Below are 12,303 nucleotides of genomic sequence, written 5' to 3' on the forward strand. Positions count from 1 at the left end.
GAACTTCTTTTTAAAATTTTGCGGTTTTTTATTTTTACAAAAAAACGTAGCGGTGAAATTATTTATATTTAATAGTTTCTACATCAAGGGGTCATAATCCATGATTTTCCTGAAAAATGCTGCAATTTAAAATCAACATCGTAAACAGGCGTCAGGTTTTCTGGCTGTAACACGTTCTGTGGTGTCCCCATCGCTACCGTTTTTCCCTTGTGCATCAACCATACCCAATCGGCGTGATGCAGCGTGTGGTTGAGGTCATGGTCGGTGACGAGGGCTATTCCTCCCACGGCGCAAAATTCATCGATAAGTGCGTCCATCGCCCGTTGATGGGCAATATCCAGGCTATTGGCTGGCTCATCGAGCAGTAAAAGCGCACCTTGCGGATTAATTGTTGGCCAAACCTGTAATAATGCGGCAACCAGGCGAACGCGCTGCCACTCACCGCCGGAAAGTCGAGTCACCGCTGTTGAAAGTTTGTCGGCCAAATGTAGCTTTCCACACAGCAGGTTTAACGTTTTTTCAAGCACAACGGGCTCCACGCCGACCGGCTGATGCAAGAATAAATACTGAAATACCGGCATGGTCGAAAGCGGTAAATATTGCTGGCATAAATAACTGCGGTAACGAGAAAGTTCTCTGCCAGAAAGTTTAGTGATTAATTGACCGTCGATTGATACCTCTCCGGTGGCATTTAGCATTCCGGCGATGCTTGCCAACAGACTGCTCTTTCCTGCCCCATTTGGCCCGACAATATGCACGCGAGCGCCCGCAGATACGCGGGTACTTAAGGGCAAAAAGCGTGACTCCAGCGCCAACTGTTTTATTTTCAGCATAAATTAACCAATATCTGTTGCCGGGAAAATAATAAAGTCAGGGCGGAAACTTTCCGCCCTTTTAGCCCAAACAAGATTTATTTCGCCAGCGCTTTTTTAACCGCCTCGAGCAAAATAGGATCTTCCGGCGTCATATCTGGTGCAAACCGTTGAAGCACTTCACCGTCACGTCCGATCAGGAACTTCTCAAAGTTCCATAGAATGTTTTCAGGCTTGACCGGCTCACGGCCTTTGCTTGCCAATCGCTGATAGAATTCGCTGCCCTCAGGTTTTACCGCCTGCGGTTTTGCCGCTGTCAGCGCTTTATACAGCGGATGTCGACCCTCACCGTTGACCTCGATTTTACTAAACAGCGGGAATTTCACGCCAAACTGGGTAGTACAGAAGGTCTGAATTTCCTCCTCGGTACCCGGCTCCTGCGCGCCAAACTCATTGCACGGGAATCCCAGAACCTCAAAACCTTGCTCATGCAAGGACTGATACAGTTTCTCAAGACCTTCATACTGCTTGGTCAGGCCGCACTGTGATGCGACGTTAACCACCAACAACACTTTGCCCTCAAAGGCACCCAGTGTGGTTGATTTGCCGTCAATGGTGGTCAGTGGAGTTGAATAAATCGCATGACTCATAATTCGTATCCTATTGTCGTGGTTAGGGTAAACACTGTGATAATAGCGAAAACTGGACAGCAATCGATGAAAATGCTGCCTAGTCGAGCCGCTCGCCTCTCGCCAGCAGCCAAATAAATAGGGGCGCGCCCAAAACGGCGGTCACGACCCCGATAGGGAGTTCGGCAGAATACAGCGCAATGCGCGCCATCACGTCCGCCGATAATAATACGCCACCGCCGGCCAGCGCGCAGGCAGGAAGCAGTCGCCGTTGATCGGTTATGCCGCTTAAGCGCAGCAAATGGGGGATAACCAGACCCACAAAGCCGATGACACCTGCCAGCGCGACGCTAATGCCTACTATCCAGCCCATCGCGAGCACCAGCAAATTACGCCAGACGGCGACAGGCAGACCAAGCTGCTGCGCCTGATGGGCGCCAAGTGAAAGCAGATTCAGGGGATGCCCCTGCGCGCAGAGCCACAGCAAAACCGGCAACAGCAACAGGCCAAGCCACGACTGACGCCAGTCGATACCGCCAAAACCGCCCATCATCCAGTACATCAGCTGACGCAGGTCGAGGCTGGAACTAAAGTACACCGCCCACGTCATGATGGCGCTACAGATAATGCCAATCGCGACGCCGACCAGCAGCAGTCGCGAATGCGCAAACAGCCGCCTGCGGGCGAAATACAGCAAGACGAAGGTGACTGCCAGCGAACCGGCAACCGCCGCAAGACTCATTATCCATATAGGAAGCAGGCCGTGGCCCAACAGGACACAAATCACCAGCGCTACGCCACCGCCGCTTGAGACCCCGAGCAGACCCGGCTCAGCCAGCGAGTTTTCAAACAGTGCCTGCATCACGGCTCCGCAAACGGCAAGCCCTGCCCCAACGAGTATCACCGCCAACGCGCGTGGCAGTCGAATCTGCCAGACAAACAGTTTAGCCGAAGGTGTCAGCCATTGATCCGGCCACAGCCAGCTGTCACCCGCGCAAAGGCTGAAAATCAGCACCGCTGCCAACAGCAGAGTCAGCGCCGTTAGCCGTTTAACGTCACGGCTTTTTTGTTGCTGTTCAAGCTGAATGAAAGAAGGGGTAGATGACATGTTAGCGGGGCAAGCTCCTGAGGCCATTCGGTGTTTCTGATTTTCATATTAAACAGTTAATAGCAGATTTGAACGCTAAATAGCGGCTTGCCGGAAAAAAGTCGATAAAAAAAGCTGCCGCACGGGTTGCGACAGCTTCATTGACTCCGCGCTTTTTACTGCGCGAGATTAGCTATGTGGACCGCTGGTTGGCGGAATAGGCCCATGGCCCTCTGCGCCGTGCGTGCCATTGCCCTGGTCAGGACGCATGCCCCTTTCTGCACCGGCAAAGTGTTTTGGTGGCGGTTTAGGGTCCCAACGATCGCCATGCCAGTAAAGACCGCGGCTGTTGCGCTCCCCCAGGCGCTTGTTGTGGTGCTGATGCCACCACTGCGGCGAGCGCCACTCATAACCATCCCAATAGTGACCGCGAGTGTCTTGGTCACCAATATGAATGGAACCGCTCGGCGTATTGACGTCGACGTTTACGGCGGCCTGGGCAACGTTGATTTGCGCGACGGCCGGTAGGGTCAATGCGAGGCAAAGCATCAAATGAGATTTTTTCACAACATCCACCTTAGTTTTATTTCCTGAGAAATTTAATAACAAGATGAATTATAGCTTAATCTAGGAAGACTGGGGATTTTCAGATAAATTGCGGCATGCTTACAATTAAAAAACAGTTGTATCAAAATAGAAATGAATTAATAGACTCTTGCGTAAATAACATTCAGCTTTCATAACTGCGCTAACATCTCTTAACGTTAGTCTGACAACAGATATTTTTCGTTTTATTTATAATCGGGCTGTTTAAACTAACAAAGGAATAATTATGCGTCGTATTTTGGCATTTGTTACCGTGGCTCTGGTTGCCTGTAGCCTCAGCGGCTGCTTATTCCCACCGTTCTGGGGTCCAGGTGGTGGCGGTGGTGGCGGTTATCACGGCGGTGGCGGCGGCGGCTGGCACGGCGGCGGCCCAGGTCACTAATCGCGAGAAATGTTAACTTAAGCGTTTGTCGGTGGCATTACCGATATTAATCTCGCTAAGGTTCATTTTTTCGCAACAGTATTGACAACTTTATCAAGGGGCTTCGGCCCCTTTTTTTATTGTCCTAACGCTGAACAATAAAACAAAAAATCGTGCTCTAAATTAAATAAACTGCATCGTTAAATATTTAAAAAACGATTTAAGATAATTCCCTTTTCTCGATGAAATTTAATCTATCAGACTATTCCTGAAGATCCCAACACCTTAACGTTATCTTTTCACTTTCATTAAATACTTTTCAGTAGACACATTTTGGTCATATCTCGCGCCCCCTCCTTCATTCCCTGGCAGGGGTTCTTTTTTCAAATCGCGAGCAAAAAAAAAGGCCGCATACGCGGCCTTTTTATCAGACTGACTTATTCTTTCGGAGTGGCGTTTTCCACTCTGCTCTTCAACTTCTGTCCTGGACGGAAGGTCACCACACGGCGCGCCGTAATAGGAATGTCCTCGCCAGTTTTCGGGTTACGCCCCGGACGTTGGTTTTTGTCACGCAGATCAAAATTGCCAAAGCCAGACAATTTAACTTGTTCACCGTTCTCTAAAGCACGACGTACTTCTTCAAAGAATAGCTCAACCAGGTCTTTGGCATCCCGTTTGCTCAGCCCGAGCTTCTCAAACAGGTGTTCTGACATTTCAGCTTTAGTAAGCGCCATAGGTTCAATCCCTCAAGGATGCTTGGAATCGCTGTTTTAGAGCCTCTACACATCTTGCAACAGTAGCGGCAATCTCCTCTTCTTCCAGTGTACGAGCGGTATCCTGCAATACCAGACTGATAGCCAGGCTTTTAAAACCATCCGCTACGCCCTTGCCACGGTACACGTCAAATAAGTTTACGCCAACTACCTGATTTGCGCCAACTTTCTTACACTCTACCAAAATATCGTCTGCGGCGACGTTTTCAGGGACCACAACGGCGATGTCACGACGGTTTGCAGGGAAGCGAGAAATCTCGCGCGCGTCAGGCAGGACGCGGTCTGCAAGCTTATTCCACTCCATTTCGAACACCACAGTGCGACCATTCAGGTCAAGCTTACGTTCCAGTTCTGGATGTACTACTCCAATGAAACCAATACGTTCGCCGTGTAAATAAATTGCAGCACTCTGCCCCGGATGCAGCGCCGGGTTCACTTCTGCCTTGAACTGAATCTGGTCTAATTTGCCGGTAAGTTCAAGAATCGCTTCAAGATCACCCTTCAAATCGTAGTAGTCAACTGACTGACGCGCCAGATCCCAATGTTCTTCATTTCTGTTGCCTGAGATAACACCTGACAGCATGAGATCCTGACGAATACCCAAATATGCTTCAGAATCAGGAACAAAACGCAGGCCGCTCTCGAACAGACGCACGCGACTCTGCTGGCGATTCTGGTTGTAAACCACTGAAGTCAGTAAGCCAGTCCACAGCGAAAGACGCATTGCAGACATCTCTACGGAGATTGGGTTAGGCAGGATCAGCGCTTCTTCGCCCGGATGCAGCCATTGCTGAACCTTAGGATCGACAAAGCTGTAGGTGATCGCTTCCTGGAAACCGCGATCAACCAGCAGATTTTTCACACGTTTCAGAGAAAGATCCGCTTCGCGATGCTGGGTCATTTCCAGATTGGCTTTGACGGGTACGTCAGGAATATTGTTGTAGCCGTAAACGCGCGCGACTTCTTCAACCAGGTCTTCTTCGATTTGCATATCGAAACGCCAGCTTGGCGCAACGGCAACCCAGCTTTCTGCCTGCACTTCAACCTGGCAGCCCAGACGCTTGAGAATATCAGTCACCTGCGCATCTTCTACGTGGTGGCCAATCAGGCGATCCAGCTTCTCACGACGCAGGGTAATTTTGGCCGCTTTAGGCAGCGTAGCGTCAGTGGTAACGTCAATAATCGGGCCAGCCTGTCCGCCACAGATTTCCAGCAGCAGCGCGGTAGCTCGCTCCATTGCCTTACGCTGCAACTCAGGATCTACGCCACGCTCATAGCGGTGCGATGCATCAGTGTGCAGACCCTGACGGCGCGCACGGCCGGTAATTGACAGCGGATTGAAGAAGGCAGACTCCAGCAGCACGTCCTGAGTCTGTGCGTTAACGCCGGAATGCGCCCCGCCGAAAATACCTCCCATTGCCAGCGCTTTCTTGTGGTCAGCAATAACCAGCACGTCGTCATTCAGTTTGGCCGTAGTGCCGTCCAGAAGCGTCAGCTCTTCGTCTTTGTTAGCCAGACGCACAACGATGCCGCCTTCGATGCGGTTCAGGTCGAAGGCATGCATTGGCTGGCCCAGTTCGAGCAGCACGTAGTTGGTGATGTCGACAACCGGGTCGATGGAACGAATACCGCAGCGGCGAAGCTTCTCGCTCATCCACAGGGGTGTTGGAGCGGCAACGTTAATATTTTTAACAACGCGGCCCAGATAGCGTGGGCAGGCCTCGTTAGCCTTAACCTCGATTGGCAGCGTGTCATTGATGGTTGCAGCCACTGGAGACATGTCTGGTTCAATCAGCGGCAGCTGGTTGATAACCGCGACGTCGCGCGCAACGCCGATGATGCCCAGGCAATCAGCGCGGTTAGGGGTGACGCTGATTTCGATAGTGTTGTCGTCAAGCTTCAGGAATTCACGGATGTCAGTGCCAATTGGCGCATCCAGCGGCAGCTCGATGATCCCTTCGCTCTCAACGTCAATACCCAGCTCGGAGAACGAGCACAGCATGCCTTCAGAAGGCTCACCGCGCAGTTTCGCCGCCTTGATTTTGAAATCACCCGGCAGAACGGCACCGACGGTCGCCACGGCCACTTTCAGGCCCTGACGGCAGTTTGGCGCGCCGCAGACGATATCGAGCAGGCGATCGCCGCCCACGTTGATTTTAGTGACACGCAGTTTGTCGGCGTTGGGATGCTGGCCACACTCGACCACTTCCCCCACGACCACGCCGTTGAAAGCGCCAGCAACGGCATCAACACCGTCAACTTCCAGGCCGGCCATAGTAATTTGTTCTGATAGTTCTTCGCTGCTGATGGCTGGGTTTACCCACTCACGCAACCAGAGTTCACTGAATTTCATGTGATATTCCCGCCTTACTTAAACTGTTTGAGGAAACGCAGATCGTTTTCGAAGAATGCGCGCAGATCGTTCACGCCATAACGCAGCATGGTCAGACGCTCCATGCCCATACCGAATGCAAAGCCGGAGTAGACTTCAGGATCGATACCGACGTTGCGTAAGACGTTAGGGTGAACCATGCCGCAGCCCAGCACTTCGAGCCATTTACCGTTCTTGCCCATTACGTCAACTTCCGCAGAAGGTTCAGTGAACGGGAAGTAGGAAGGACGGAAACGAATTTGCAGATCGGCTTCAAAGAAGTTGTTCAGGAAGTCGTGCAGCGTGCCCTTCAGATTGCTGAAGCTGATGTTTTTATCAACGATCAGGCCTTCCATCTGATGGAACATCGGGGTATGGGTCTGATCGTAATCGTTACGATATACGCGACCTGGAACGATGATACGGATCGGCGGCTGCTGGTTTTTCATGGTGTGGATCTGTACCCCAGAAGTCTGGGTACGCAGCAAACGGGTCGCATCAAACCAGAAGGTGTCGTGATCGGCACGCGCTGGGTGGTGGCTAGGAATATTCAGCGCATCAAAGTTGTGATAGTCATCTTCGATTTCAGGACCGGTTTCAACAGAAAAGCCAAGCTCGCCAAAGAAGGTCTCAATGCGGTCGATAGTGCGGGTTACAGGGTGCAGACCGCCGTTCTCGATGCGACGTCCAGGCAGGGAAACGTCGATAGTTTCCTCGGCCAGTCGTGCGTTGAGGGCCGCAGACTCCAGGTCGTTCTTGCGTGCGTTCAGCGCGTCCTGAACTTCCTGCTTGGCCTGGTTGATAACCGCACCCGCCGCCGGACGCTCTTCAGCTGGCAACTCGCGCAGTGAAGTCATCTGTAGGGTCAAATGCCCCTTCTTGCCTAAATACTCGACGCGGACTAAATCTAGCGCGGCGACGTCCTGGGCACTCTCTACGGCTGCCTTGGCATTGGCAACCAGTTCTGCGAGATGTGACATTGCTTTCCTCTTCTTCTGGCCGATGTGACCCGATGTGAAATAAAAGTATGAGTAAATCTTGAATTCGAATGGGCAAGAGCAAAAAAAAAGCCTCCACTAGGGAGGCTTTAGCGCTTTTTTCCGTTTCTTTTCTTACGCGCGAAAGCCTTCCTGAGTCAGGCGCTAAAGTAAAAAAAGAAGCGGAAAATAGCAGCATTCATGCTTGCATTACCTTAAATATTAACGGTTTTATCAATGCAATATAAAAGAGGGAGCAAGCTCCCTCTTTCACCTGACTTACGCCAGAGCTGCTCTCGCTTTTTCGACCAGTGCAGAGAATGCCACTTTGTCGAATACTGCGATGTCAGCCAGAATCTTACGGTCAATTTCAATAGAAGCTTTTTTCAAGCCGTTAATGAATTTGCTGTAAGACATGTCGTTCTGACGAGCTGCTGCGTTGATACGCGCGATCCACAGCTGACGGAACTGACGTTTCTTTTGACGACGGTCACGGTAAGCGTATTGACCAGCTTTGATAACAGCCTGGAATGCAACACGATATACGCGCGAACGGGCACCGTAGTAACCTTTCGCCTGCTTTAAAATTTTCTTGTGACGTGCACGTGCAATCACACCACGTTTTACGCGAGCCATATGCTCTCCTGAGTTTTATTCTTGATTAAAAAAAGTGATATATCTTTAAGGATATATTTTTAAGCGTACGGCAAGCATGCAACAACCAGACCCAAATCGTTCTTGGATACTTGGCCTTTTGGACGCAGGTGACGTTTACGCTTAGTCGATTTTTTGGTCAGAATGTGACGCAGGTTAGCGTGCTTACGCTTAAAACCACCGTTAGCGGTTTTTTTGAAGCGTTTAGCGGCGCCGCGTACTGTTTTGATCTTTGGCATTATAAATAATTCCACTTCGCATTGTTGATAACATGAATCAGTAAGGCGAACATGACCCACGGCATGCAAGCACGCTGTGGGTCAGGCTACTTGAGAGCCTTATTGTTTCTTCTTGGGTGCGAGCACCATAATCATCTGACGGCCTTCGATCTTCGTAGGGAAGGATTCGACAACGGCCAGATCAATATCTTCACACAGGTCTTTACGGACGCGGTTAAGCACTTCCATACCGATCTGCTGGTGCGCCATTTCACGTCCGCGGAAACGAAGCGTGATTTTGGCTTTATCGCCATCTTCCAGAAAGCGAATCAGGTTGCGTAGTTTGACCTGATAGTCGCCATCATCGGTACCAGGTCGGAATTTGATTTCCTTAACCTGAATAACTTTTTGTTTCTTTTTCTGTTCTTTAGTCGATTTGCTCTTCTCGTAGAGGAACTTGCCGTAATCCATGATTCGGCAAACCGGCGGCTCGGCATTCGGACTGATTTCTACTAAATCAACACCAGCTTCCTCAGCTTTTTCAAGAGCTTCATTCAGACTGACAATACCAATCTGCTCGCCATCGACGCCAGTTAGGCGAACTTCTTGCGCGCGAATTTCTCTGTTAATGCGATTAGGACGCGCCGGTTGAACTCGTTTTCCGCCTTTAATACTTTATTCCTCCAGTTGATGAAGACTTCTGCTGCGGATCTCCGCCAGCAGTTTGTCAACGACTTCGCTAACGTCCATGCTTCCCAGGTCTTTACCGCGGCGGGTACGAACGGCAACTTTGCCTGCTTCGACCTCTTTATCACCACAAACCAACATATAGGGAACACGACGCAGCGTGTGCTCGCGGATTTTAAAGCCAATCTTCTCATTTCTCAAGTCGGCTTTAACGCGAATACCTGCATCTTGCAGTTTTTTGGTTAATTCTTCGACATAAGGCGCCTGTGAATCGGTAATATTCATCACAACTACCTGTACCGGTGCAATCCAGGTTGGGAAGAAGCCCGCGTATTCTTCTGTCAGAATACCAATGAAGCGTTCCATTGAACCCAAAATTGCTCGGTGAATCATAACCGGGGTCTTACGATCGTTGCTTTCGCCGATGTAAGTGGCGTCTAAACGCTCCGGTAATGAAAAGTCGAGCTGCACGGTACCACACTGCCACGCACGATCCAAACAATCATGCAAGGTAAATTCAATTTTCGGACCATAGAAGGCCCCTTCACCCGGCTGATATTCGAATGCGATGTCATTTTCGACTAACGCAGCCGCAAGGTCGGCTTCGGCACGGTCCCACATTTCGTCGGTACCGATGCGTTTGACAGGACGGGTCGAGAGCTTGACTACCACCTTCTCAAACCCGAAAGTGCCGTACATATCGTAGACCATTTTGATACAGCTGTTCACTTCATCGCGAACCTGCTCTTCTGTACAGAAGATGTGGGCGTCGTCCTGAGTGAAGCCACGAACGCGCATCAGGCCGTGCAAGGCACCCGACGGTTCATTACGGTGACAGCTACCAAATTCAGCCATGCGCAGCGGCAGATCGCGGTAAGACTTCAACCCTTGGTTGAAAATCTGCACGTGACCTGGGCAGTTCATCGGCTTGATGCAGTATTCACGGTTCTCGGAAGAGGTGGTGAACATCGCTTCTTTGTAGTTGTCCCAGTGGCCCGTTTTTTCCCACAGCACACGGTCCATCATGAACGGGCCTTTCACTTCCTGATACTGATAAGACTTCAGCTTCATGCGCACGAAGACTTCCAGCTCGCGGAAGATGGTCCAGCCGTCGTTGTGCCAGAACACCATACCCGGCGCTTCTTCCTGCATGTGATACAGGTCAAGCTGCTTACCGATTTTACGGTGGTCGCGCTTACCGGCTTCTTCAAGACGTTGCAGGTAGGAGTTCAGCTGCTTCTTGTCAGCCCAGGCTGTACCATAAATGCGCTGCAACATTTTATTGTTGCTGTCGCCACGCCAGTAAGCGCCAGAAGTCTTCTGTAGCTTGAAGTGGTGGCAGAAACGCATGTTCGGCACGTGTGGACCACGGCACATATCAACGTATTCTTCGTGATGATACAGGCCCGGACGATCGTCATGGCTGATGTTTTCATCAAGAATAGTCATTTTGTACTGCTCGCCGCGACTCTCAAAGGTGTCGCGCGCTTCCTGCCAGCTGACTTTCTTTTTAATAACGTCGTAATTCTTTTCAGCCAGCTCGTGCATGCGCTTTTCAAGCAGGTCGAGATCTTCCTGAGTCAACGTGCGGTCCAGGTCAACATCGTAGTAGAAACCGTTGTCGATAGTAGGACCGATAGCCATCTTGGTGTTAGGCCAGAGCTGCTTAATCGCATGACCCAACAGGTGCGCACAGGAGTGACGGAGAATTTCAAGTCCGGCATCATCTTTGGCGGTGATAATGGCTAATTGAGCATCGTTCTCGATGAGATCGCTGGCATCAACCAGCTCACCGTTTACACGACCGGCGATACAGGCTTTCGCCAGACCCGGACCGATATCCAGTGCCACATCATAAGGAGAAACGGGATGATCAAACTGACGCTGACTTCCGTCAGGGAGAGTAATAACAGGCATGTTGTTTCCTCATCTACAGTGGTGCCCCACACGACAGAGCACATATAGAAAAATATTTGTATTTGAATTCATTTGGTTAATTGCGCTATTTAGCTTTACCTTGCCAAATATGTACACGCATAAGCTCAATCAACGGCAGAACTTAGGGTGTGACGCAAACAACTGGAAAAGAGTGTAACACCCGTAAAGCGCATTTTTCCAGCAACTTACGTGGCTTTTTTTGGGGAATACAGGCGTTACTGGCGTTGAGCCCAGTGATAGCAGGAGTGTGCAAGATTTCATGAAAGCACGGAAAGATTAAACGCCCCCGGATGTGTTTCCACAGGGGGCGTTTATTGAATTCGTCTTAACGCATCGCCAGATAGGCGTTGTTCACTTTCCACAGATAACGTGGGGCCTGAGCGGCAGGGTGATTTTTCTGTATGTGTTTATAGAACTGCTCAGGCGTCATTTGATTAATTTTAGCCACGGCATAAACCCGATCTTTCGAGAAGGTTCTCAGCAGTGCTCCAGCTCCGTTTACATAAGCAACCGTAGTGGCATAGCGCAGGGTCTCGGGATTACTTATTCCGGCCAATTGCTGCTGCAACATGCTTAGGTAAGCGGTACCTAAATCAATATTAACGCGTGGATCTTTCAGTTCATGGGTGGTCGGTTGACCATAGCGTCCTTTCAGTCGGTAAGCGTCGCGTCCTGCGGTCGAAGCCTTGAGTTGCATTAACCCGACGGCGTTAGACTTGCTGACTGCGCCAGGGTTAAATCCTGACTCTACCTGAATAATTGCCTTAACTAATGTTTCGTCGACGCCGTAGGTGCTGGCTGCCTGTTTAATAACGCTACCGTAAGGTCCCTGATGCATTAACGAGGGCTCTTCCTGAACAGGGTATTGCGGCGTCAATTTACTTGTTTGTATTGGGGTTTCTTTCGCGCACCCCGCTAAAAATAGCGCAGTCATCAAATAAAGAAATTTGAGTTTCACGTGTTTTCTCTCGCGACCTGGACGAAAGCCAGCATATACACATTTTTTGAACACTAGAATATATTTTTCGTCTATTATTAATAATGCTAGATGAAACAAGGAACTGAGGAATTAGTCGATCGGATAAATCCTGTATTAATGTCAGTTTTTGGTAATAATGCCTTTTTTACGTGCTTTGCGTGATTTTAGAAATAATGAATGTAGTAATCTGCCTGATATAAATAATCAATAC

The 12,303-nt window shown here is 50.1% G+C and carries 14 protein-coding genes and 1 other annotated feature; of the genes, 1 reads left to right on the forward strand and 13 read right to left on the reverse strand.

Translation table 11 applies throughout. The features are described from left to right. Window positions 1-83: 83 nt before the first annotated feature. The 4 genes from btuD to BS640_RS14475 all read right to left on the reverse strand — a co-directional run bounded on the left by btuD (window position 84) and on the right by BS640_RS14475 (window position 3,095). Window positions 84-833, reverse strand: coding sequence for a vitamin B12 ABC transporter ATP-binding protein BtuD (gene btuD, locus BS640_RS14460; protein WP_084912813.1), 750 nt, complete (start codon window positions 831-833; stop codon window positions 84-86). Between the two features lie 77 nt (window positions 834-910). Continuing rightward, window positions 911-1,462: a glutathione peroxidase gene (locus BS640_RS14465; protein ID WP_017494078.1), complete on the reverse strand. Its 552-nt coding sequence runs from the start codon at window positions 1,460-1,462 to the stop codon at window positions 911-913. Between the two features lie 79 nt (window positions 1,463-1,541). Next, on the reverse strand, window positions 1,542-2,549 hold the full coding sequence (btuC, locus tag BS640_RS14470) for a vitamin B12 ABC transporter permease BtuC (RefSeq protein WP_017494077.1): 1,008 nt from the start codon (window positions 2,547-2,549) through the stop codon (window positions 1,542-1,544). A gap of 168 nt (window positions 2,550-2,717) precedes the next feature. Beyond that, complete coding sequence (locus BS640_RS14475; protein WP_017494076.1) at window positions 2,718-3,095, reverse strand: DUF2502 domain-containing protein; 378 nt, start codon at window positions 3,093-3,095, stop codon at window positions 2,718-2,720. 265 nt (window positions 3,096-3,360) lie between these two features. On the opposite strand from BS640_RS14475, the gene BS640_RS22140 reads away from it, so the two are divergent. Continuing rightward, a complete protein-coding gene (locus tag BS640_RS22140) occupies window positions 3,361-3,516 on the forward strand; it encodes a hypothetical protein (protein WP_169713500.1) in 156 nt (51 codons plus the stop codon). Between the two features lie 416 nt (window positions 3,517-3,932). Here BS640_RS22140 and ihfA read toward each other — a convergent pair whose 3' ends face one another. From ihfA to BS640_RS14515, 9 genes are all read right to left on the reverse strand, one after another. After that, window positions 3,933-4,229, reverse strand: coding sequence for an integration host factor subunit alpha (gene ihfA / locus BS640_RS14480; protein ID WP_004717732.1), 297 nt, complete (start codon window positions 4,227-4,229; stop codon window positions 3,933-3,935). A 4-nt stretch (window positions 4,230-4,233) separates the two neighbouring features. After that, entirely contained in the window at window positions 4,234-6,621 is a 2,388-nt protein-coding gene (gene pheT, locus BS640_RS14485; protein WP_084912814.1) for a phenylalanine--tRNA ligase subunit beta, read from the reverse strand. Between the two features lie 14 nt (window positions 6,622-6,635). After that, window positions 6,636-7,619: a phenylalanine--tRNA ligase subunit alpha gene (gene pheS, locus BS640_RS14490; RefSeq protein ID WP_017492522.1), complete on the reverse strand. Its 984-nt coding sequence runs from the start codon at window positions 7,617-7,619 to the stop codon at window positions 6,636-6,638. 80 nt (window positions 7,620-7,699) lie between these two features. Next, window positions 7,700-7,824, reverse strand: a sequence feature (Phe leader region). After that, entirely contained in the window at window positions 7,775-7,819 is a 45-nt protein-coding gene (gene pheM, locus BS640_RS22085; protein ID WP_106120997.1) for a pheST operon leader peptide PheM, read from the reverse strand. It overlaps the preceding feature by 45 nt. Window positions 7,825-7,895: 71 nt before the next feature. After that, complete coding sequence (rplT, locus tag BS640_RS14495; RefSeq protein WP_009635878.1) at window positions 7,896-8,252, reverse strand: 50S ribosomal protein L20; 357 nt, start codon at window positions 8,250-8,252, stop codon at window positions 7,896-7,898. A gap of 59 nt (window positions 8,253-8,311) precedes the next feature. After that, window positions 8,312-8,509 (reverse strand): 50S ribosomal protein L35, encoded by a 198-nt coding sequence (gene rpmI / locus BS640_RS14500; protein WP_017492523.1) that lies wholly within the window; start codon window positions 8,507-8,509, stop codon window positions 8,312-8,314. Between the two features lie 99 nt (window positions 8,510-8,608). Next, the gene (infC, locus tag BS640_RS14505) at window positions 8,609-9,160 is read right to left on the reverse strand and encodes a translation initiation factor IF-3 (RefSeq protein ID WP_071882841.1); all 552 of its coding nucleotides are present in this window, start codon (window positions 9,158-9,160) and stop codon (window positions 8,609-8,611) included. A 3-nt stretch (window positions 9,161-9,163) separates the two neighbouring features. Then, window positions 9,164-11,092, reverse strand: a complete 1,929-nt coding sequence (thrS, locus tag BS640_RS14510; protein ID WP_017492525.1) for a threonine--tRNA ligase — start codon at window positions 11,090-11,092, stop codon at window positions 9,164-9,166. Between the two features lie 346 nt (window positions 11,093-11,438). Then, window positions 11,439-12,071, reverse strand: coding sequence for a transglycosylase SLT domain-containing protein (locus tag BS640_RS14515; protein WP_026110622.1), 633 nt, complete (start codon window positions 12,069-12,071; stop codon window positions 11,439-11,441). Window positions 12,072-12,303: the final 232 nt, after the last annotated feature.

The organism is Rouxiella badensis (assembly GCF_002093665.1).
In the GTDB taxonomy this organism is placed as follows: Bacteria; Pseudomonadota; Gammaproteobacteria; order Enterobacterales; family Enterobacteriaceae; genus Rouxiella; species Rouxiella badensis.